Origin of the sequence: Pantoea sp. LMR881 (assembly GCF_027157825.1) — a bacterium.
GTDB lineage: Bacteria > Pseudomonadota > Gammaproteobacteria > Enterobacterales > Enterobacteriaceae > Pantoea > Pantoea haifensis.
This window is the reverse complement of the sequence record NZ_JAPVOK010000002.1, coordinates 1,020,957-1,043,005: the sequence shown is the minus strand read 5'-3', so window position 1 is coordinate 1,043,005 and position 22,049 is coordinate 1,020,957. Positions and strand designations below refer to the sequence as shown.

General features: G+C 52.8%; 14 protein-coding genes and 4 pseudogenes. 7 read left to right on the top strand and 11 right to left on the bottom strand.

What is annotated here, in order from left to right:
• Positions 1–4 precede the first annotated feature (4 nt).
• The 3 genes from artJ to O3W44_RS06725 all read right to left on the bottom strand — a co-directional run bounded on the left by artJ (position 5) and on the right by O3W44_RS06725 (position 2,262).
• Positions 5–736 carry an arginine ABC transporter substrate-binding protein gene (gene artJ, locus O3W44_RS06735; protein ID WP_269292469.1) on the bottom strand — a complete coding sequence of 244 codons (732 nt, stop codon included), beginning with the start codon at positions 734–736 and terminating at the stop codon, positions 5–7.
• 15 nt (positions 737–751) lie between these two features.
• Positions 752–1,480 carry an arginine ABC transporter ATP-binding protein ArtP gene (artP, locus tag O3W44_RS06730; RefSeq protein ID WP_269292468.1) on the bottom strand — a complete coding sequence of 243 codons (729 nt, stop codon included), beginning with the start codon at positions 1,478–1,480 and terminating at the stop codon, positions 752–754.
• Between the two features lie 242 nt (positions 1,481–1,722).
• A complete protein-coding gene (locus O3W44_RS06725) occupies positions 1,723–2,262 on the bottom strand; it encodes a lipoprotein (protein ID WP_269292467.1) in 540 nt (179 codons plus the stop codon).
• A gap of 107 nt (positions 2,263–2,369) precedes the next feature.
• Here O3W44_RS06725 and O3W44_RS06720 point away from each other — a divergent pair, with 107 nt between their 5' ends.
• Entirely contained in the window at positions 2,370–2,690 is a 321-nt protein-coding gene (locus O3W44_RS06720) for a heavy metal-binding domain-containing protein (protein WP_269292466.1), read from the top strand.
• Positions 2,687–3,507 (top strand): annotated as a pseudogene (locus tag O3W44_RS06715) (N-acetylmuramoyl-L-alanine amidase). Before O3W44_RS06720 ends, O3W44_RS06715 begins: the two are co-directional and overlap by 4 nt.
• 3 nt (positions 3,508–3,510) lie before the next feature.
• Here the strand turns inward: O3W44_RS06715 and ltaE are convergent.
• Both ltaE and poxB read right to left on the bottom strand, forming a co-directional pair.
• Positions 3,511–4,512, bottom strand: a complete 1,002-nt coding sequence (ltaE, locus tag O3W44_RS06710; protein WP_269292465.1) for a low-specificity L-threonine aldolase — start codon at positions 4,510–4,512, stop codon at positions 3,511–3,513.
• A gap of 73 nt (positions 4,513–4,585) precedes the next feature.
• Positions 4,586–6,307, bottom strand: coding sequence for a ubiquinone-dependent pyruvate dehydrogenase (gene poxB / locus O3W44_RS06705; RefSeq protein ID WP_269292464.1), 1,722 nt, complete (start codon positions 6,305–6,307; stop codon positions 4,586–4,588).
• 185 nt (positions 6,308–6,492) lie between these two features.
• Here poxB and O3W44_RS06700 point away from each other — a divergent pair, with 185 nt between their 5' ends.
• Complete coding sequence (locus tag O3W44_RS06700) at positions 6,493–8,142, top strand: ATP-dependent nuclease (protein WP_269292463.1); 1,650 nt, start codon at positions 6,493–6,495, stop codon at positions 8,140–8,142.
• 71 nt (positions 8,143–8,213) lie between these two features.
• On the opposite strand, the gene cspD is transcribed toward O3W44_RS06700, so the two are convergent.
• Complete coding sequence (cspD, locus tag O3W44_RS06695; RefSeq protein ID WP_269292462.1) at positions 8,214–8,435, bottom strand: cold shock-like protein CspD; 222 nt, start codon at positions 8,433–8,435, stop codon at positions 8,214–8,216.
• 320 nt (positions 8,436–8,755) lie between these two features.
• Here cspD and clpS point away from each other — a divergent pair, with 320 nt between their 5' ends.
• Together clpS and clpA are read left to right on the top strand one after the other, a co-directional pair.
• Positions 8,756–9,076, top strand: a complete 321-nt coding sequence (clpS, locus tag O3W44_RS06690; protein ID WP_193403323.1) for an ATP-dependent Clp protease adapter ClpS — start codon at positions 8,756–8,758, stop codon at positions 9,074–9,076.
• A gap of 55 nt (positions 9,077–9,131) precedes the next feature.
• Positions 9,132–11,406 (top strand): annotated as a pseudogene (gene clpA, locus O3W44_RS06685) (ATP-dependent Clp protease ATP-binding subunit ClpA).
• A 91-nt stretch (positions 11,407–11,497) separates the two neighbouring features.
• Here clpA and infA read toward each other — a convergent pair.
• The 5 genes and pseudogenes from infA to trxB form a co-directional block, all read right to left on the bottom strand.
• Complete coding sequence (gene infA / locus O3W44_RS06680) at positions 11,498–11,716, bottom strand: translation initiation factor IF-1 (protein ID WP_002211347.1); 219 nt, start codon at positions 11,714–11,716, stop codon at positions 11,498–11,500.
• 344 nt (positions 11,717–12,060) lie between these two features.
• Positions 12,061–12,752 (bottom strand): annotated as a pseudogene (gene aat, locus O3W44_RS06675) (leucyl/phenylalanyl-tRNA--protein transferase).
• Between the two features lie 33 nt (positions 12,753–12,785).
• Positions 12,786–14,515, bottom strand: a pseudogene (cydC, locus tag O3W44_RS06670) (heme ABC transporter ATP-binding protein/permease CydC).
• Positions 14,515–16,284 carry a heme ABC transporter permease/ATP-binding protein CydD gene (cydD, locus tag O3W44_RS06665; protein ID WP_269292461.1) on the bottom strand — a complete coding sequence of 590 codons (1,770 nt, stop codon included), beginning with the start codon at positions 16,282–16,284 and terminating at the stop codon, positions 14,515–14,517. Before cydD ends, cydC begins: the two are co-directional and overlap by 1 nt.
• Before the next feature lie 144 nt (positions 16,285–16,428).
• Positions 16,429–17,397, bottom strand: a complete 969-nt coding sequence (trxB, locus tag O3W44_RS06660) for a thioredoxin-disulfide reductase (RefSeq protein ID WP_269294378.1) — start codon at positions 17,395–17,397, stop codon at positions 16,429–16,431.
• Between the two features lie 521 nt (positions 17,398–17,918).
• On the opposite strand from trxB, the gene lrp reads away from it, so the two are divergent.
• Both lrp and O3W44_RS06650 read left to right on the top strand, forming a co-directional pair.
• A complete protein-coding gene (lrp, locus tag O3W44_RS06655; RefSeq protein WP_006118610.1) occupies positions 17,919–18,413 on the top strand; it encodes a leucine-responsive transcriptional regulator Lrp in 495 nt (164 codons plus the stop codon).
• 119 nt (positions 18,414–18,532) lie between these two features.
• Positions 18,533–22,018: a DNA translocase FtsK 4TM domain-containing protein gene (locus O3W44_RS06650; RefSeq protein WP_442954614.1), complete on the top strand. Its 3,486-nt coding sequence runs from the start codon at positions 18,533–18,535 to the stop codon at positions 22,016–22,018.
• The last annotated feature ends 31 nt before the right edge of the window (positions 22,019–22,049 follow it).

The window sequence follows — 22,049 nt, the reverse complement described above, 5'->3', positions numbered from 1 at the left end:
GAAATTACTGCTGAAACCATTTGCTGTAGATGGTTTTATACGTGCCGTCAGCTTTCACTTTATCCAGCGCGGCGTTGAACTTGTTTTGCAGATCGGTGTTACCCATGCGCACCGCGATGCCCAGGCCAGTGCCAAAGTAGGCTTTGTCGGTGACTTTTTCACCCAGCGGTGCCAGCGTCGTGTTCTGCTTCAGCCACTCATTCACGACGGCAGTATCACCGAACACTGCATCAATACGGCCATTTTTCAGGTCGAGGATAGCATTCTGATAGCTGTCATACGGCACGGTGGTGATTTCGCTGTGCTTCTCGCTCAGGTATTTCTGATGAGTGGTACCGTTCTGTACGCCGACACGCTTGCCTTTCAGCGCGGCAACGTCAGCCACTTTGCCTTTCTGCGCGACGAACAGCGCAGAGTTGTCATAGTAAGGTTTGCTGAACAACACCTGCTTTTCACGCTCAGGCGTGATGTCCATGCCCGCCATGACGGCATCGAAACGACGGAATTTCAGGCTGGGGATCAGGCTGTCAAAAGCCTGGTTAGTGAACGTACAGGTTGCATCAATCTCTTTACACAGCGCGTTAGCCAGATCGACATCAAAGCCCTGAATTTTGTTTTCAGCGTCAACGAATTCAAACGGCGGATAAGACGCCTCGGTGGCGAAGCGAATAGACTGGGCAGCAGATGCGCTCAGGCTCAAACCAGCAAGCAGTGCAGCAAGTACAACTTTTTTCATTTTTAGCATCCTGACTTAGTGCGAAAGATAGTTTGCAAACGCCTCGGTTTGCGGCTGTGAAAATCGGCTCGCGTCGCCCTGTTCCACAATATGACCGTTCTCCATATAAACGACGCGGCTGGCAGTTTTACGCGCCACTTCCACTTCATGGGTCACGATTACCTGGGTAATTTGAGTCTGGGCAAGCTCACGAATAATGCTGACAATTTGTGCAGTAATTTCGGGATCGAGTGCAGCGGTCGGCTCGTCAAACAGTAACACCTGCGGCTCCATCATCAACGCACGTGCAATCGCAACGCGCTGCTGCTGACCGCCAGAAAGGTGTAGCGGGAAGCGGTCGCTGTAGGTGGTCAGACGCAAGCGATCCAACAGTTTATCTGCGCGCGCACGCGCCTCAGCCTTGCTCAAACCCAGGACGCGACAGGGCGCTTCCATCAGGTTCTGCAAAACGGTGAGGTGAGGCCAAAGGTTGTACTGCTGGAAAACCATACCGACATTCTGCCGCAGCTCGCGGATCGCCGTGTCTGAGGGTTTTTGGGTGAAATCGAAGTGGTTTCCGGCGATCTGCAACTGACCAGAGCGTGGCTGCTCCAGCAGATTAAGAACGCGCAACAGAGAACTCTTCCCCGCGCCGCTTGGACCCAGCAACACCAGGGTTTCGCCTTGTGGACATTCCAGGTTGATGTCAAACAGCGCCTGATGAGCACCGTAGAAGCAGTTGATTGCGTTTAGTTGAATACTCATGCGCCAAATTTGAATAGCTATTAGTGCGGCGAATTTTAACGTCACCAGAATAGTTATGCAATTGAGGTGGGTTAAAATTTATTTAACAGCACAGAAACCTCTAAAGCGTAGCACAATATCGTGCCACACACGCCAGAAAAGGACTGCACAAAATCTTTCAGCGCCGCGCAGAATGTGAAAACGCGCCGCAAAAGATGCAGCGCGCTTATCATTAAAAACTGACCGGCTGAAAAACAGGCAGCTTATTTCTGCGCATGTTCCAGCGTCTGGCCCAGCGTACCGCCGCCCGGATGCGGCCAGTCAGCCACATAACGGATATCATCTATCACCCAGCAGGTGCCTTCATGAATCATCAGCACTTCATCCTGCCACTGTTTACCGTCGCGGCTCAGGTCAACGCTCAGCGGAATATTGCGCGCATCGCGGTTAGGAATAGTCGAGGCCCAGGTTACGCTGGCTGTGGTTGGGCCTTGCGCCAGGCTGGAGAACATATCGCCGCTGGCCCAGGGACCGCTGGCATGGCTGTTACTGACCTTGACGAGCGTTTGATAGAGATGCTCACTCAGATAAGGACGATATTTTGCCAGCGTGGCGCTGTCTGGCAAACCTTGCGTAGGTTGCGCAATCCGCAGATCATAAAACTGCTGCGCAACGCTGTCGGGTCCGCCATCAACGCAAGGAGCGGTGCGCACGCCATTATCCTTAGTGACCGGCTCAACCGTCGTACAGGCGCTAAGCAGCAGTGCCGCTGGGATCAAAAGCGCAAAGGCTTTGTTTCTCATCTCGATTTCCTTATTGTTCTCTGGCAAAGCGCCATTTTTAGCATAGAGTATAGTCCTGCTTTTTAGTCGTAAGAGCTTTAGTCTGTTTTTGAGAAAAGGAGAGCACAATGAAAATGACCACAACCCCTACCCTGGAAGGGCACAGCATCACGGACTATTGTGGCGTTGTGACCGGTGAGGCGATTCTGGGGGCCAACATCTTCCGCGACTTTTTTGCCGGTATTCGCGATATCGTGGGTGGACGCTCTGGCGCGTATGAGAAAGAGCTGCGTAAAGCGCGTGAGATTGCTTTCAAAGAGCTGGAAGAGCAGGCCAAAGCGTTAGGCGCTAATGCGGTAGTGGGGATTGATATTGACTACGAAACCGTGGGCAAAGACAGCAGCATGTTGATGGTTAGCATCAGCGGCACGGCGGTAATTGTGCGTTGAAAACGCTTTTGCTCATTCTGGCAGCGTGGTTACTGGCTGGCTGCCATTCCGGCGTTGAGCGACGTGACGGCTACTGGGCCGATTTGCGTCATCCGGCACAGGGTGCTCGTCCGCGCGTCAAGGTGATTGTGATTCACTACACTGCCGAAGATTTTTCTTCATCGCTCGCCACGCTGACCGATCGTGAAGTCAGCGCGCATTATCTTATTCCGCGACAGCCGCCTCAGCGTGATGGCAAAGGTGTTATCTGGCAGCTGGTGCCTGAGCAGCAGCTGGCCTGGCATGCCGGAGCGAGCTTCTGGCGCGGCGCAACGCGGATTAACGATACTTCAATCGGCATTGAACTGGTGAACAGCGGCTATCGTCGCAGCTTAACCGGCCGTCAATGGCAAGCTTTCAGTGCGCCACAAATGGCTTCGCTGAGCGCATTGCTGAAGGATGTGGCGCAGCGTTACGCGATTGCGCCGGAAAACATTGTTGGTCATAGCGATGTTGCGCCGCAGCGTAAACAGGATCCCGGCCCGCGCTTTCCGTGGCAACAGCTGGCGCAGCAAGGTTTAGGTGCCTGGCCAGACGCAGATCGCGTGCAGCACTATTTAGCCGAACAGGCCCCTACACGCCGGTGCCGCTAGAAAAAGTTTTGACGTTGTTGCAGCACTACGGTTATGACGTGACGCCAGAGATGACGCCGCGTCAGCAGCAGAATGTGATTGCTGCGTTTCAGATGCACTTCCGACCTGCGGATTACCGGGGATTGCCTGATGCAGAAACGGCGGCCATTGCCGCCGCGCTGCTGGAAAAATATGGCGCAGCCTGAGGGTTATTGCTGCAAAAAGGCTTTCCAGTGGGCCACAACCTGTTCCAGCGCCGCCCGATCCACATCAATATGGGTGACTAAACGGGTTGTTGGTCCTGCACTGATCAACACATCACGCTCGGCCATCCAGGCTTTGAGCTTTTCTGCCTGCCCGGCGGGCAAGCGGACAAACAGCATGTTGGTCTGCTGATCAACCACCTCAACGCCAATCTCATGCAACTGCTGCCCCAGCCAGGCGGCGTTGTCGTGATCGTCTTTTAATCGTGCCACGTTATGTTGCAACGCATACAAACCCGCTGCTGCTAAAATGCCGACCTGGCGCATACCGCCACCGACCATTTTGCGCCAGCGCCGTGCGCGTTCAATGTAGGCGGCATCACCGCAAAGCAGCGAACCAACCGGCGTACCAAGCCCTTTGGATAAGCAGATAGTCAGGGTATCGCAGTAGCGTGCAATCGCTTCCAGCGTGACCGCTTGCGCCACCACCGCGTTGAAAATGCGTGCGCCATCAATGTGCAGAGCCAGCTTGCGCTCGCGGGTAAATGCCCAGGCTTTTGCCAGGTAATCGAGCGGCAGCACTTTACCGTGATGGGTGTTTTCCAGGCTCAGCAGGCGAGTGCGGGCAAAGTGAATATCGTCGGGTTTAATCGCGGCTGCCACCACCTCCAGCGGCAATGTCCCGTCGTCGGCCGCTAAAATGGGCTGCGGCTGAATACTGCCCAGTACCGCTGCGCCACCCGCTTCATATTTGTAGTTATGGGCCTGCTGGCCAACAATATATTCTTCGCCGCGCTCGCAGTGACTCAGCAGCGCCACCAGATTAGCCTGGGTGCCGGTGGGGAAGAACAGCGCGGCGGCTTTGCCGCTCAGGCGCGCGGCTTCCGCTTCCAGCGCGTTAACGGTAGGATCATCACGATAAACATCATCGCCTGTTTCAGCCGCCATCATCGCTTGCAACATCGCGGCACTGGGCCGGGTAACGGTATCACTGCGTAAATCGATCACGTTGCGCTCCTGAGCTTTCCTGAACAACAGATAAAAAAAGCGGGCATCACGCCCGCATGTGGAATGATCCGTTTTACCGCAGCCAGTTGGTTTTCGCCAGCTCAACCACTTCGTCACCCCGACCATTCAGAATGGCTCGCAGCATGTAAAGGCTAAAACCTTTTGCCTGTTCCATTTTAATTTGCGGCGGCATAGCCAGTTCTTCTTTTGCCGTAATGGCATCAATTAATACCGGGCCGTCGTGCGCAAATGCCTGTTCAAGCGCGCTGTTAAGCTCGGAAGCTTTCTCCACCCGAATGCCTTTTATGCCGCACGCCTGCGCGATGGCAGCAAAGTTGGGATTATCCAGCTCAGTCCCGTCAGTAAGATAGCCGCCAGCCTTCATTTCCATCGCCACAAAGCCCAGCACGCTGTTATTAAAAATCACCAGTTTTACCGGCAGTTTGAGCTGTGCCACGCTAATAAAATCGCCCATTAACATGCTGAAGCCGCCATCGCCACACAGGGCAATCACCTGACGATCGCGATCAACAGCCTGCGCACCCAGGGCTTGCGGCATCGCATTTGCCATCGACCCGTGATTGAATGAGCCGAGCAAACGGCGCTTACCGTTCATTTTTAAATAACGAGCCGCCCAGACGGTTGGCGTGCCGACATCACAGGTAAAAATCGCATCATCACTGGCGTAGTGGCTAATCTGCTGCGCCAGATATTGAGGATGAATGGCCTGTTTATCATTGGGTTTCGCTAAATCGTCGAGACTTTTACGGGCGTCAACATAGTGCTCAAGTGCGCTGTCCAGATGATGGCGATCAGATTTGTGGGTTAACTCAGGCAGCAAGGCTTGCAGCGTACTTTTTACCTCACCGACATAAGCCTGATCGACATGACAATGCGCGCCCAGGCTGCCTGGATTAATATCAATCTGAATAATTTTGGCTTTTTCCGGATAGAAAGCGCGATAGGGAAACTGTGTGCCAAGCAGCACCAGCGTGTCGGCATTCATCATAGCGTGATAGCCTGAAGAGAAACCAATCAGGCCGGTCATGCCAACATCGTAAGGGTTATCATATTCGATATGCTCTTTGCCACGCAGCGCATGAACAATCGGCGCTTTCAGGGTGGCAGCCAGTTCAACCACTTCTTTATGTGCCCCTGCAACACCGCTGCCGCATAACAGCGTAATGTTGCTGGCAGCATTCAGCGTTTGTGCCAGCTGTGCTAATTCTGCGGGCTGCGGTTGAATGTGCGGACGCTGCGGCGTATACCAGTTTGCTGTCGCCGTTTCGGGTGCCAGCTTCAGGGCAACATCGCCCGGTAATACCACCACCGACACGCCACGGTTCAGGATAGCTTTGCGCATGGCGATGCCCAGAACTTGCGGTAACTGTTCAGGATTAGAGACCAGTTCACAATAATGGCTGCATTCACGAAACAGCTCCTGCGGGTGAGTTTCCTGAAAATAGCCGCTGCCAATTTCGCTGGAGGGGATATGCGCAGCAATCGCCAGCACCGGCACGTGGTTGCGGTGGCAATCAAATAATCCGTTAATCAGATGCAGGTTACCCGGCCCACAAGAACCGGCACACACTGCCAGTTCGCCGGTTACGTGCGCTTCAGCACCCGCCGCAAACGCGGCAACCTCTTCGTGGCGGGTGGGCATCCATTTAATGGTGCCCATGCGATTCAGACTGTCGCTCAGGCCGTTTAACGAATCACCCGTTACGCCCCAAATGCGTTTGACACCCGCGTTTTCAAGCGTTTTTGCCACCAGTGCCGCTACGGTTTGTTTCATCCTCTTCTCCTTTTTGTGGCCGATCACCCTGGTCGTGACACAGCCGAAAGCGCAAAAGAGAAGCTTAGACGACATAAAAGGAACCCAGCCGTGAAAAAATGCGCTCTGTGCCGTCTGCACGCTGACCACTTGACCGGCTCGCGAACGCCGACCATGCTTCGGTTAACGAGAGGACGGAACACGCTATGATCCTGGAACATATCGACATTCGCGGTTTTCGCGGTATCAACCAGCTTTCTCTGCCGCTAGCGCAAACCAATCTGCTGATCGGGGAAAACGCCTGGGGCAAATCCAGTTTGCTGGATGCGCTGACGTTATTACTTTCGCCGCAAACGCAGCTTTATCAGTTTACGCCAGCTGATTTTCACTTCACGCCTGGCGACGTTAACGCACAAATGCGACGGCTACATATCGTGTTTCATTTTCGGGATGACGGTAACACTGACGATGAGCGGCTTTCGCCGTTTTGGCAGCGAGACGAACAGGGCCAACGTCACCTGCATTACAGCGTTCGGGCAAAAATGCGCGAGGCGTATGTGAGCACATCGCATCGCTTTGTTGACCATCAGGGAAATGTGTTACCGGCGGCGGGGAGCGAGGCCGCGATTCATTTTCTGCTGCGTATACATCCGGTGTTACGCTTGCGAGACGCGCGCTTTAGTCGTCGTTCAGAGCCTGATGAAAGCAGTGCCAATGCGCGCGCGTCTGCCTTAAATCAACTGACGCAAGAGGTTGAAACGCTGACGCATGATTTAGTGCTGCAGCCGCAAACCGTCAGTGATGAGATGCTGCGGCAGGGTTTGCAAACCATGCAGCAACTGATGCAGCACTATTTTCTGGTACAACATCCAGCTGATGTCAGCGAAGCGCGTCGGGTTGAGCCGCAGACGCGAGACGGGATGCAGGGATGGCGCTCGCTGGATAAGCTTAATCAACTGATTGCGAAAACAGATACGCGCAGCCGACAGTTGATTTTATTACGGATGTTCTCCTTGCTGGTGCAGGCGCGCGGTAGCGAACCTCTGGCCGCAGGGGCTCGACCATTACTGTTGGTTGAGGATCCTGAGACGCGGCTGCACCCCATCATGCTTTCCGTGGCCTGGGATCTGCTGGAGCTGCTGCCGCTGCAAAAAATTGCGACCACCAATTCAGGCGAACTGCTGTCGCAGGTGCCGGTGGAAAATGTCTGTCGCCTGGTGCGCGAACCGGCACGTGTTGCCGCATGGCGTATTGGACCCGAAGGGCTGAGCGCCGAAGAGAGCCGACGCATCGGTTTTCATATCCGAATGAATCGACCATCGGCGCTGTTTGCTCGCTGTTGGCTGCTGGTAGAAGGCGAAACCGAGGTGTGGATCATCAATGAGCTGGCGCAGCAGTGTGGCTATCATTTTGCCGCAGAAGGAATCAAAGTCATTGAATTTGCGCAGTCAGGATTAAAACCGCTGCTGAAGTTTGCCCGTCGTATGGGCATCGACTGGCATGTGCTGACGGATGGCGATGAAGCGGGAATGAAGTACGCTGCGACAGCGCGTAGTCAGTTGCAGCAGTACGATGAAGAAGATCATCACCTCACACTGCTGCCCGCGCTCGATATGGAACATTTCCTTTATAAACAAGGGTTCGATGATGTTTATCGTCAGACAGCGCACCTGCCGTTAAACGCGCCCATGAATGCCCGGCGTATTATTACTCAGGCGATTCATCATTCATCGAAGCCGGAACTGGCCATCGCCGTCGCGATGGCAGCGGCAGAACGCGGGCCAGAAGCGATTCCGCCCCTGCTGCGGCAGATGTTTTCCCGCGTGATGTGGCTGGCGCATGGCAAAGCGGATTAATGATGACAAGAAAAATGCCAGCAACAAGGGCTGACATTTTTTTCGGGGGTGTTCAGAATGGAATATAAACGTCAGGCAACGGCCTGCGTTTCAACTGGCACGATCAGACTGGCATGATTGCCTTTTGGACCTTGATGGACATCAAACTGAACTTGTTGGCCGGCTTTCAACGTTCTGTAACCATCCATCTGAATCGTTGAGTAGTGCGCGAAGATATCTTCGCCGCCCCCGATTGGACAGATAAAGCCGAAGCCTTTGGCGTTATTGAACCATTTAACTGTACCCGTCTCCATGCTTTTACTTCCCTCGCAAGACATTTTATTGAGTAGGTGAGGTCATCTAAGCTGTGAGTCGAGTTTGATTAAAACTCAATCAGCTTGTGTCTGTACAATGTAGAGAAAGGGACACTGGCGTCAAGCAAAGCGCCAGACTGTAGAGGGAAAAAATCATCAAAATTTGAGGCAGTTAACGCTATTGCAAATTTTGTGATACAGGTCGCGCATGAAGATTTTCGGATAAATTTTCATCGTCGGCAAGCTGCTTGACAGGCGTGTTAAACTCTAAATATGAACACAGGGTTTATATGCGATGTGCGCAATCTCAACGGAACATTATGGCAAACACAAACGACTGGCTTAACTTTGAACATCTGGCCGAAGACAAAGTACGCGAAGGGTTAAAGCCGCCTTCAATGTATAAAGTCATTCTGAATAATGACGATTATACACCTATGGAATTTGTTATTGACGTTCTGCAAAAGTTCTTTTCTTATGATATTGAACGTGCAACGCAGCTGATGTTGAAAGTTCACTACCACGGTAAAGCGATATGTGGTGTATTTACCGCTGAAGTCGCTGAAACCAAAGCGGCCCAGGTGAACAATTATGCGCGGGAGAATCATCATCCGTTGCTATGTACGCTGGAAAAAGCCTGATCCCGTCTCCATATAGGAAACAGGTCATCAGAGCGATAATTGGGGGAGGTGCCTAATGCTCAATCAAGAACTGGAACTCAGTTTAAACATGGCTTTCGCCAGAGCGCGTGAGCACCGTCATGAGTTTATGACCGTCGAGCATCTGTTACTGGCTCTGCTCAGTAACCCGTCGGCCAGAGAGGCACTGGAAGCCTGTACGGTGGATATAGTGGCTCTAAGGCAGGAACTCGAAGCCTTCATCGAACAAACCACACCGGTGCTGCCTGCCAGTGAAGAGGAGCGCGACACTCAGCCGACGCTCAGCTTCCAGCGCGTGCTGCAGCGTGCGGTTTTCCATGTCCAGTCATCGGGTCGAAGCGAAGTCTCCGGCGCCAATGTGCTGGTTGCCATTTTCAGCGAGCAGGAGTCGCAAGCGGCTTACCTGCTGCGCAAACACGAAGTCAGCCGCCTTGATGTGGTGAACTTTATTTCTCACGGTACGCGTAAAGACGAACCCGGCCAGGCGCCGAACGCAGAAAATCCGGTTAACGAAGAGCAAGCAGGCGGGGAGGATCGTATGGAAAACTTCACCACCAATCTCAATCAGCTTGCTCGCGTGGGCGGAATCGATCCGCTGATCGGTCGCGACAAAGAGCTGGAACGTACCATTCAGGTGTTGTGCCGTCGTCGCAAGAATAACCCGCTGCTGGTGGGTGAATCGGGCGTTGGTAAAACGGCTATTGCGGAAGGTCTTGCCTGGCGTATCGTGCAGGGCGATGTACCGGAAGTCATGAAAGATTGCACCATCTACTCACTGGATATCGGTTCGCTGCTGGCGGGCACTAAATATCGCGGTGATTTCGAAAAACGCTTTAAAGCGTTGCTGAAGCAGCTGGAGCAGGATAACAGCAGCATTCTGTTTATTGACGAAATCCATACCATTATCGGTGCCGGTGCGGCATCAGGTGGACAGGTCGATGCTGCTAACCTGATCAAGCCGCTGCTCTCCAGCGGTAAGATTCGCGTGATGGGCTCCACTACTTATCAGGAATTCAGCAATATCTTTGAGAAAGATCGTGCCCTGGCGCGTCGTTTCCAGAAGATCGATATCACCGAACCGTCAGTTGATGAGACAGTGCAGATCCTGAATGGCCTGAAGCCAAAATATGAGGCGCACCACGATGTACGCTATACCGCGAAAGCGGTGCGTGCGGCGGTTGAGCTGGCGGTAAAATACATTAATGATCGTCATCTGCCAGATAAAGCTATTGACGTGATTGATGAAGCAGGGGCGCGAGCCCGACTGATGCCAGCCAGCAAGCGTAAGAAAACCGTGAACGTGGCTGATATTGAATCAGTGGTTGCACGTATTGCCCGTATTCCAGAGAAGAGCGTATCGGCAACCGACCGCGATACGCTGAAAAATCTGGGGATCGCCTCAAAATGCTGGTGTTTGGACAGGATAATGCTATCGAAGCCTTGACCGAAGCGATCAAAATGAGTCGTGCAGGTTTAGGCCAGGATCGCAAACCGGTGGGTTCTTTCCTGTTTGCAGGCCCGACTGGCGTGGGTAAAACCGAAGTTACTGTCCAGCTGGCAAAAGCTCTGGGCATTGAACTGCTGCGCTTTGATATGTCCGAGTATATGGAACGTCATACCGTCAGCCGTTTGATCGGTGCGCCTCCAGGATACGTTGGGTTTGACCAGGGTGGTTTACTGACCGATGCGGTAATCAAACATCCTCATGCAGTGGTATTGCTGGATGAAATTGAGAAAGCGCACCCGGACGTGTTCAACCTGCTGTTGCAGGTTATGGACAACGGTATGCTAACGGACAACAACGGACGCAAAGCGGACTTCCGCAACGTGGTGCTGGTGATGACGACCAATGCCGGTGTGCGTGAAACAGAGCGTAAATCTATTGGCCTGATCCATCAGGACAACAGCACCGACGCGATGGAAGAGATCAAAAGATCTTTACACCAGAGTTCCGTAACCGCCTCGACAACATCATTTGGTTCCGTCACTTGTCTCCGGAAGTGATTCATCAGGTGGTCGACAAGTTTATTGTTGAGTTGCAGGCGCAGCTGGATGCGAAAGGCGTATCGCTGGAAGTCAGTGATGAAGCGCGCGACTGGCTGGCGGAAAAAGGTTACGACAAAGCGATGGGCGCACGTCCTATGGCGCGTACCGTGCAGGAAAATCTGAAAAAACCACTGGCTAACGAACTGCTGTTTGGTTCGCTGGTAGAGGGGGGATCGGTTTCTGTTGAACTGGATAAAGAGAAAGGTCAGCTGACCTATCACTTCCTGAGCGCGGAAAAACGTAAAACTGAAGGCACAGTGCATTAATGTGCCGATGTCAGAAATGAAAAAGGCCGGATGATAATCCGGCCTTTTTTTCGCTGTTACGTATTAATTACGCCCAGCGCACTGAAGCAACTTAGCGACTACGGAAGACAATGCGGCCTTTGCTCAGGTCGTACGGGGTTAACTCGACTGTCACTTTGTCGCCCGTCAGGATGCGGATGTAGTTTTTACGCATTTTACCGGAGATATGAGCGGTAACCACGTGTCCGTTCTCAAGTTCTACGCGGAACATGGTGTTAGGTAACGTATCCAGTACGGTACCTTGCATTTCAATATTGTCTTCTTTGGCCATCGAATCCTCTGGGTGTACTACCTTTCAGTTGAACCGGCAAGATAATGCCCAATTCAACGATTTATGTAAAGAACCGTCGACGATTTTGCCAACGCTTCGCCGTGCTTCGCGTTATAACGCGAGCATCTCGGTTAAATTGGGGTGTTTATGTGACGTCTGCGGGGGATTAGCGGGCTAAGAATCTGTATCAACCGGTTACACGCGCACGATTGAAACAGTTCCGAGAGTGCGTTGAGATTCCCAGCCTGGCAATTCCGGCTTATAACGCAAAGCGCGGACGACATACCAAACTCGCTTATTATATCACTTATACGGCTTTATGTGTGCAAAACATCGGTGTGATGTTAAAAAAGGGTCTGAGTACGCCAGCAACCCTCGCTGACAGGCTGCCAGGCAAGGCTTTGCACATATTGCAGGTAATCCACACGCGGGATCTCCTGGGCACCAAGGGACGCAGTATGGGGATTAATGACCTGACAATCGATCAGTCTGCCCTGATGCTTAACAAAATGCTGGCAAAACACCCAAAGTGCGGTTTTTGAAGCGTTTTCCTGGCGACTAAACATCGACTCACCGCAAAAAATTTGCCCCAATGCTAAACCGTACATGCCGCCGACTAATTTGTGCCCGTTCCATACTTCAACCGAATGCGCGTGACCGGATTCATATAAACGTAACCAGGCGCGTTTAACCTCGAAAGTGATCCAGGTTCCTTCCTGACGCCTACTGGCGCAGCCTTCCAGCACGTCGGCAAAAGCTTCATTCATCGTCACGCGATAGGGCGATTGCTTGTGAAAACGTTTCATGCTGCGGCTGAGATGAAAATATTCAGGCAACAGAACGGCACGCGGATCGGGCGACCACCACAAAATGGGATCGCCAGGTGAAAACCAGGGAAAATGCCGCGCTGATACGCATTTAGTAAACGAGCAGGGGAAAGATCACCGCCCATTGCCAGCAAGCCGTTTGGCTCACGTAGCGCCATTTCTGGCGGCGGAAAATGCAGTGACTCCCGTGAAAGTTGTACCAGTCTCATTAGGTTGTTCTACCTGTTAGCTCTTCGCTAAAACTATAGCGTAAAGCGTTGCTGGAAACGCCAGTAACGTCCACTTTTTGAGATTAGTTCGGCGTGGTGACCTTGCTCAATAATTTCACCGTTATCTAACACACAAATCCGATCCAGCTGATGCAAACCGCTTAAACGATGCGTCACCATAATCACCGTTTTACCCCGGGTAACCTGATTGAGCAACGCCAGAATATGCTGCTCTGTGCTGGCGTCTAATCCTTCGGTGGGTTCATCCAGCAACCATAAATCACCGTTGTGTAACATCGCCCGGGCAATCGCTAACCGGCGCAGTTCGCCGCCAGACAGCGGACGGCCGCCGTCGCCAAGCCAGGCATTTAACCCTTCATTATTCGCCAGTAACGATGCCAGCCCAACCTGATTCAGCACTTCTGTAAGCGTGTCATCACTCGCGGTCGGGTTGGCGATGCGTAAATTATCACGTAACGTCTGGCTAAACAGATGCACGCGCTGCGTCACAACGCTGATGCGCTGACGCAGTTGGGCTTCATTCAGGGTGGTCAGCGGCACATCGTTAAGCAGGATTTCGCCCTGCTGGCTATCCCATGCGCGGGTTAACAGAGCCAGTAATGTGGATTTACCACAGCCGGTTGGCCCAAGCAGCGCGATACGTTCACCCGCCTTAACCTGGAGAGAAAAAGCATTAAGCACCGCATCGGGACGATCGGGATAGGTAAAGGTCAGATTATTAATTTTTACCTTTACGCTACCCGGTTTCATCTCAGCCGAGGCAGGGAAGGTAATCGCGGGCGACTGATCGATAATAGCATTGACGCGCTGCGCGGCAGCGATCACTTGTGCAAGCGGCAAAAACGCACCGGCTACGGGGGCCAGAGCTTCAAAGGCAGCCAGCGCACAAAATACCACCAGCGCAATGAGCGGTCCTGGCAGCATATTTTCGCTGACTGTTGCAGCACTCATCCAAAGAAGTAAGGTCACGGTAATGCCGCTAACAAGCAGGAGCGCGCCCTGGGAAAACGCATGTAAACGCTGTTGCTGATGCTGAGCGTGCTGCCAGCCGCGCTCCAGCTCATCCAGCTGTTGACGCCATAACGGGGCTGCGCCATACAGCAGTAATTCAGCCTGGCCGCTTAACCAGTGGGTCAGTTGGATCCGCCATGCGACACGTCCTTGTGCAATTGTGCGTCCGGCCGGGCCGCCCAGGCGATAAAACAGGGGGGCAGTATCAATAACGTCGCTAACATAACGCTGCCCAGCACCAGGGCGAGCTGGAGATCAATCAGACTGAGCCCCAGCGTGACGCACAAGATAACCACAAAAGCACCGATCAGCGGTGAAATGACACGCAGATAGAGGTGATCGAGCGTGTCGACATCACTGACAAAGCGAGTGAGTAAATCAGCCTGGCGAAAACGGGAAAGCTGGCCGGGCGATAAGGCCATCAAACGGCTAAAGGTAAAGACACGCAGGTGTTGCAAAACACGGAAAGTCGCATCATGGCTGACCAGACGTTCAAAATAACGTGCAGCGGTACGTGAAATCGCCGCACCGCGTACGCCAGCCGCCGGTAGCATATAATTGAAACTGTATAATCCAGCCAGGCCCGCCACTGACGACGCGGCAAGAAACCAGCCTGAAAGCGTTAACAGGCCAATGCTTGCCAGCAGCGTGACGATAGCCAGTATTACGCCTGTCGCTAAGCGATAAGGATGGCGTAGCCAGAGAAGAAGAAAAGGACGCAGCGCGGACATCAGGCAATCTCCTGCTGGCGATGTTGCAGCATCTGTTTGAAAGGGCCTGGTTGTGCGCTTACCTGTTGCCAGTTTCCTTGTTGCACCAGTTGCCCTTCATGCATTACCCAAATGGCTTCCCAGCCGTCCAGGTTGTCGAGTTGATGCGTAATCATTAACGTGGTTTGTTGCGTAGCGGCCCGATTCAGCGCCTGCATAATATGCTTTTCGCTAAGGGCATCCAGGCTGGCAGCAGGTTCATCCAACAACAGCAAATTCGATGATTTGTACAGCGCCCGCGCCACGGCGATACGCTGTGCCTGGCCTACCGACAGGCCTGTGCCGCCGTCACCAGGCTGAGTATCCAGACCTTGCGGCAGACGCTGTAAAAATTCATTGATCCCGCACGCCTGTAATACCACGTTGAACCGCGATGCATCATAAGAGGTGTTCATTAAAATATTGTCACGCACGGTGCAGGCAGGAAGATGCGGATTTTGCCCCACCCAGGCAACTTGCTGATACCAGTGAGTGCGAATAATGTCGCGCAATTCCACGCCGTTAACCCTGAGCGAGCCCTGATAAGGTAAAAAACCGAGCAGTGCATTCATCAGGGCGCTTTTCCCCGCGCCGCTTTGCCCAACCAGCGCCACCCGCTGACCCGCCGCAAGCGTAAAAGTCAATGGACCACAAAGCCGGTCTCCTGCTGGGGCATAAACCTGTAAATCTTTTGCCACCAGTTCAAGGGATGAGGCGGATGTGAAGGCAATTTGTTCTGCTGGTGCCGGTGAAGCGGGCGCATCTTGCATAAAGCGTTCCAGCGTGTCCGCACCGCCTACTGCCTGCGCTTTAGCATGATAAAAGGTGCCGAGATCGCGCAGCGGCTGAAAGAACTCTGGCGCGAGGATTAAGACTAAAAAGCCTGCAAACAGCGTCACACCCTGGCCGTAATCACCAAAGTGCAACTCACCTAAATAGGAAAAGCCAAAATAGACTGCAACAACGGCAATTGCTAACGAAGCGAAAAATTCCAGCACGGCGGAAGAGAGAAACGCCAGGCGTAAGACTTCCATGGTGCGCTGACGAAAATCAGCCGTTGAAGCGGCAACTGCCGCTTTCTCTGCTTCGCCGCGAAAGAACAGGCGGAGCGTTTCACGCCCGCGCAGACGATCAAGGAAATCGCCGCTGAGTCGGCTTAACGCGATAAAATTGCGCCGGTTAGCCTCGGCTGCCCCCATGCCAACCAGTGCCATAAACAGCGGAATTAGCGGGGCGGTGACGAACAGAATTAAACCTGCGGCCCAGTTAAGAGGAAACAGCGTAATTAAGATACAAAATGGGATCACCACGGCCAGCGTCATCTGGGGCAGATAGCGGGCGTAGTAATCCTGCATCTCTTCGATCTGTTCAAGCAGCAGGGTTGCCCAACTGCCAGCAGGCTTACCCTGTATCCAGGCCGGACCCAGTTCAGACAAGCGATCCAGAATGGTTTTACGCAACGCCTGACGAATAGCCTGACCGGCACGAAAGCCCGCTTGTTCTCGTCCATAATTCAGTCCGGCGCGTAGAGCAAAGCACAGCAGCAGCAGGCCAAAAGAGGGGATTAATTGCTCGCGGGGCTGCTGTTCAATAATCAGTGCCTGAAGAAGGGAAGCGAGCAAACCAGCCTGAACGATAATGATCAGCGCACTGGCTGTGCCCAGCAGCGTAGCGATTCGCAACCAGCTTCTGGCGTGACTGCGTTGCTGGCGTAGCCAGCGGGTAAGATGCTGCTGCCGCGATTTGTTCATGCGAGACCGTGAAGTGTGCCGATGACCAATGAAAACCGGGGAGAAATCCCCATCCACTATAGGGGCATGAATCTAGCATGACGACAATAAAAAGGCGACTGAAAAACAGTCGCCTCTGACAATTACGATCAGGGGATTAACAACTTAGCGATCGTTTTTAACCAAACCGTCAAGGTAACGTTCTGCATCCAGCGCCGCCATACAGCCTGTACCTGCTGAAGTAATAGCCTGACGATAGATATGATCCATAACGTCGCCCGCCGCAAACACGCCAGGAATACTGGTTTGTGTCGCGTTGCCGTGCAGGCCAGACTGCACTTTGATATAGCCGTTTTCCAGTTCTAACTGACCATCAAAAATCGCTGTGTTTGGGCTGTGACCGATAGCAACAAACAGGCCAGCAACCTCCAGTGCTTCAGTTTCTTCGCTGTTATGCGTTGAGCGTAAAGTCAGGCCGGTCACACCCATTTGATCGCCCACCACCTCTTCAAGCGTACGGTCGGTGTGCAGCACGATATTGCCGTTACGTACTTTTTCCATCAGGCGATCAATTAAGATTTTTTCTGCACGGAAGCTGTCACGACGGTGAATTAAATGCACTTCTGAAGCGATGTTCGCCAGATAGAGTGCTTCTTCAACCGCAGTATTACCCCCACCAATAACGGCGACTTTTTGGTTACGGTAGAAAAATCCGTCACAGGTCGCGCATGCGGATACGCCTTTACCTTTGAAAGCTTCTTCAGAAGGCAAACCCAGATAACGTGCAGACGCACCGGTGGCGATGATCAGAGCATCAGCAGTATATTCACCGCTATCGCCGGTTAAACGGAATGGGCGATTTTGCAGATCAACCGTATGAATATGGTCGAAAATAATTTCAGTATTGAACTTTTCTGCATGCTCATGCATGCGTTCCATCAGTGATGGCCCTGTCAGATCGTGCGGATCGCCCGGCCAGTTTTCCACTTCAGTGGTGGTGGTGAGCTGACCGCCTTTCTCTAAGCCGGTGATCAGCACCGGGTTCAGGTTGGCGCGTGCAGCATAAACGGCTGCGGTATAACCCGCTGGGCCGGAGCCCAGAATGAGTAGCTTACTGTGTTTGGCCGTACTCATGCGTTCCTCAGTTTCATTCGGCTGACATAGCCTGCGATTGTAGGGAATAACCTGTTGCAATGACAAGGCTTGGGCGATTTTGTTAACGATAGCTGCAAACGGCGTAGTCGATGACACCGGATTTCGCCTCTCTGCTGCGCCAAAAGGGGCAAAAATCGGCTTTTTGTGGTGCAGCAGTTCAAAAATACTCATTTAAAAACAGTTACCCAGCGTAGTGTCTGGCATCTTGTACTGGATTTGGACATTTTACTTTGACAATCGCCTGCGCTTTTGCGAAAACAGTGTCAGAAGCGAAGAACGTTAATCGGAACAAAACAGGGTTTCATGCCTTGTTTTGCATGCAATACCGAATAAAAGCAGCCTGACATGGGTAATGACGCATGATGTGGACAGACAGCATGCGTCATGCGGATGGGTGCGTTAGCGCACAGGCTCGGTTACTTCACTTCAAAAATGCCCCGAACAATGAGCGTTTTCAGGGCGTGGCAGGTAAAGGGAAGGAATTAAGAGAGACAATAATAATGGTAGACAATAAGAAACGCCCCGGGAAAGACCTCGACAGAATCGACAGAAATATTCTGAATGAACTTCAGAAAGATGGTCGTATTTCAAACGTAGAACTTTCCAAACGCGTAGGATTATCGCCTACGCCATGTCTTGAGCGTGTGCGTCGCCTTGAACGTCAAGGTTTTATTCTTGGCTACACTGCGCAATTAAACCCGCATTATCTGGATGCATCACTGCTGGTATTTGTTGAGATTACTCTGAATCGCGGCGCGCCAGACGTGTTTGAACAATTTAACGCCGCTGTGCAAAAACTTGAGGAAACTCAAGAGTGTCACCTCGTTTCCGGCGATTTCGATTACCTGTTAAAAACGCGCGTGCCTGATATGTCTGCTTACCGCAAATTACTCGGTGAAACCTTGTTGCGTCTGCCCGGTGTAAACGACACGCGTACTTACGTGGTAATGGAAGAAGTCAAACAGAGTAATCGTCTGGTGATTAAAACTCGCTAATGCGGGGCAGGTGCAAACCGTGTGGGATTTCGGTACACTCCTGTGAATTCATACAGGGACCAGCGTCGGGGTAGCCCGACGCTGTTGCTTCATACTTTACAGGCACCTGGAGAGTTCTCTTGAGCCAGGAATACACAGAAGATAAAGACGTTTCGTTACAATCGCTAAGCAGTGGACGTCGTCTGCTGGAAGCGTTACTCATCCTGGTGGCACTTTTTGCCATCTATCTGATGGTTTCTTTAGTCAGTTTTAACCCTTCCGACCCGAGTTGGTCGCAAACGGCCTGGCACGAACCCATTCATAATATTGGCGGCAGCGTAGGCGCCTGGCTTGCCGATACCTTACTCTTCATATTTGGAGTAATGGCCTATGCCATTCCACCGGTCATCCTTGGACTCTGCTGGATAGCGTTTCGTCAGCGCGACAACCAGGATTATTTTGACTATTTTGCCGTTGGGCTGCGTTTAATCGGTGTGTTGGCGCTGGTCGTCACGACGTGTGGCATGGCTGCCTTAAACGCGGATGACATCTGGTATTTCGCCTCGGGCGGCGTGATCGGTAGTCTGGTGAGCAATGCTATGGCCCCCTGGTTTAGTCCGGCGGGCGGCACACTTGCATTGCTGTGCGTTTGGGCGGCAGGCATTACGTTATATACCGGTTGGTCATGGCTCACTATCGCTGAAAGAATTGGTGGCGTAGTAATGGGTGTGCTGACATTTGCCAGCAACCGCTCGCGCCATGATGAACCCTGGCAGGAAGAGGAAGATGAGCATGATGAGATTGCCGTGCGTAAATCTGCACGCACCTCACCTGCTCATTCTCAAGAGAGCGATGAAGAGGATGTGCTGCTTTCTGCTCCACGTAGCGTCTCGGTTGAACCTGATAGGGCACCAGAGCAAGATCCCTTGTTAGCAAAAGCCGCAGCGGCAACGAGTGCAGCGGTTGCCACCACGATAGAAGCCGCGGATATCACTTTAGCGCCTGTAGCGCCAACAGCAACCGCTGCTGTGGCTCCAACAGCAGCACCTGCACAACCCGCTACAGAACCTTATGCGGCACCAGTGGCGGCATCGCCTGCACAACCGGCTACACAACCTTATGCGGCACCAGCACAACCCGCTATACAACCTTATACAGCACCTGCACAACCTGTTGTTCAGCCAACTGCATCGGCTGAAGCGGTTGCTCCACCGCTGTATCGTTTTGAACTCCCTGAAGAATCAACGCCTGCCGCAAGTTTCACATCTTATGATGATGAACCTAAAATGGGTAACTGGCGTGAAGCCTCTTCATCAATTCCGGACGTGCCCGCTGCGTCAGCCTTTGTCGCAGGGGCAGCAGCGTCTGCTGCGAGTCGTGCTACACCGCCATCGCCAGCCTTTGATCTCGCCCCGGAGATCAATGTCAATCCACAGGTTAAGCAAGGTATTGGCCCTGCATTACCACGCCCTAATCCGGTGAAACTGCCGACGCGCCGTGAACTGGCTTCTTACGGCATTAAATTACCGTCTCAGCGGATGGCAGAAGAGAAAGCGAAAGCGGAAGAGGCGGCGGCGGCACAGAGCAGCACATCATCTGCCGAAAATAGTGCCTGGACGGCAGAGGATGAAGAAGCCTTACAGCAAGCTAAATTACGTGAAGCCTTTCAGTCTGAACAGCAGCAGCGTTACGGTCAAAGCTGGCAGCAGAATGATGACGAGGAAGAGGAAGAGGCGTTGCAGCAAGCTGCGTTGGCACGCCAGTTTGCTGAACAGCAGCAGCAGCGTTATGAGCCGGAGCGTGTTGAACAAGCGGCACCCGTATTCACTCTTGATACCTCCTCTGCTTTCGACTTTTCACCGATGAAAGATCTGGTGGATGAGGGACCGACTGAACCGTTATTTACTATCGCGGCTACGCCAGAGTCAGAAGAACCCGTAGTGACTCACGAACCCTGGCAGCAGGTGACGGAAGTCTCCGCACCGCAAGCGCCTGCACAGGTTCCTGCGCCTGAAGCCTACACAGATTTTGCTGCTACAGCGCCTGAGCCAGCAGCCGTTACCGAAGCGAAACCGTCATTACATGACAGCCTGATTCATCCTTTCCTGATGCGTCACGAACAGCCGCTGGAGAAGCCGTCTACGCCGTTGCCCTCTCTTGACCTGTTGACGGCACCGCCAGAAGAGGAAGAGCCGGTTGATATGTTTGCGCTGGAGCAAACGGCGCGTCTGGTTGAGTCGCGTCTGGGTGATTATCGTGTGAAAGCTGAAGTCGTTGGCATTTCACCCGGACCGGTTATTACCCGCTTTGAACTCGATCTGGCGCCTGGTGTAAAAGCGGCGCGCATTTCAAATCTGTCACGCGATCTGGCGCGTTCACTCTCGACAGTGGCGGTTCGTGTTGTGGAAGTTATACCAGGTAAACCTTATGTTGGGCTGGAATTGCCGAATAAGCATCGTCAGACCGTTTATCTGCGTGAAGTGCTGGACTGCGTCAAATTCCGTGATAATCCGTCGCCGCTGGCGGTGGTATTAGGAAAAGATATTGCTGGCCAGCCTGTTGTTGCTGATTTAGCAAAAATGCCACACTTACTGGTCGCAGGGACGACGGGATCGGGGAAATCCGTTGGCGTAAACACCATGATTATCAGCATGCTTTATAAAGCGACGCCGGAAGAAGTTCGCTTTATCATGATTGACCCCAAAATGCTGGAGCTGTCAGTTTACGAAGGCATTCCGCATTTGCTGACTGAAGTCGTTACTGACATGAAAGATGCCGCAAATGCGCTGCGCTGGAGTGTCGGTGAGATGGAGCGTCGCTACAAGCTGATGTCTGCGTTAGGCGTACGTAATCTGGCAGGTTACAACGAGAAAGTTGAGCAAGCTGAAGCGATGGGCCGTCCTATCCCCGATCCGTTCTGGAAACCGGGCGATAGCATGGATATGACACCGCCCGTGCTGGAAAAACTGCCTTATATCGTCGTCATGGTGGATGAATTCGCCGATTTGATGATGGCTGTGGGTAAAAAAGTCGAAGAGTTGATTGCACGTCTGGCACAGAAAGCGCGTGCTGCGGGTATTCACCTGGTGCTGGCAACGCAGCGTCCTTCGGTGGATGTCATAACCGGCTTGATCAAAGCCAACATTCCAACCCGTATCGCTTTTACCGTTTCCAGCAAAATTGACTCGCGTACCATTCTTGATCAGGGGGCGCGGAATCTCTGTTGGGCATGGGTGACATGCTTTATATGCCACCAAACTCCTCTATGCCAGTGCGCGTTCACGGTGCCTTTGTGCGCGATCAGGAAGTGCATGCGGTTGTTCAGGACTGGAAGGCGCGGGGGCGTCCACAATACATCGAAAGTATCACTGCCGGTGAAGAGAACGAAGGCGGTGTGGGTGGCATCGACAGCGATGAAGAGCTTGATCCGCTGTTCGATCAGGCGGTTGCTTTTGTTGTGGATAAACGCCGCGCCTCGATCTCGGGCGTACAGCGCCAGTTCCGTATTGGCTATAACCGTGCAGCGCGTATCATCGAACAGATGGAAGCGCAGGGCATTGTTTCGCCTCCGGCCCATAACGGTAACCGCGAAGTCTTGTCTCCACCTCCTCATGAGATGTAATTGACACATAAGCTTTGAAACATAAATTAATGAGC

Coding starts and splice junctions, on each gene's coding strand:
- clpS (WP_193403323.1), top strand. CDS start 8,756: ATGGCAAACACAAACGACTGGCTTAACTTTGAACATCTGGCCGAAGAC.
- O3W44_RS06700 (WP_269292463.1), top strand. CDS start 6,493: ATGATCCTGGAACATATCGACATTCGCGGTTTTCGCGGTATCAACCAG.
- O3W44_RS06720 (WP_269292466.1), top strand. CDS start 2,370: ATGAAAATGACCACAACCCCTACCCTGGAAGGGCACAGCATCACGGAC.
- trxB (WP_269294378.1), bottom strand. CDS start 17,397: ATGAGTACGGCCAAACACAGTAAGCTACTCATTCTGGGCTCCGGCCCA.
- cspD (WP_269292462.1), bottom strand. CDS start 8,435: ATGGAGACGGGTACAGTTAAATGGTTCAATAACGCCAAAGGCTTCGGC.
- cydD (WP_269292461.1), bottom strand. CDS start 16,284: ATGAACAAATCGCGGCAGCAGCATCTTACCCGCTGGCTACGCCAGCAA.
- infA (WP_002211347.1), bottom strand. CDS start 11,716: ATGGCCAAAGAAGACAATATTGAAATGCAAGGTACCGTACTGGATACG.
- artJ (WP_269292469.1), bottom strand. CDS start 736: ATGAAAAAAGTTGTACTTGCTGCACTGCTTGCTGGTTTGAGCCTGAGC.
- lrp (WP_006118610.1), top strand. CDS start 17,919: ATGGTAGACAATAAGAAACGCCCCGGGAAAGACCTCGACAGAATCGAC.
- poxB (WP_269292464.1), bottom strand. CDS start 6,307: ATGAAACAAACCGTAGCGGCACTGGTGGCAAAAACGCTTGAAAACGCG.
- artP (WP_269292468.1), bottom strand. CDS start 1,480: ATGAGTATTCAACTAAACGCAATCAACTGCTTCTACGGTGCTCATCAG.
- O3W44_RS06725 (WP_269292467.1), bottom strand. CDS start 2,262: ATGAGAAACAAAGCCTTTGCGCTTTTGATCCCAGCGGCACTGCTGCTT.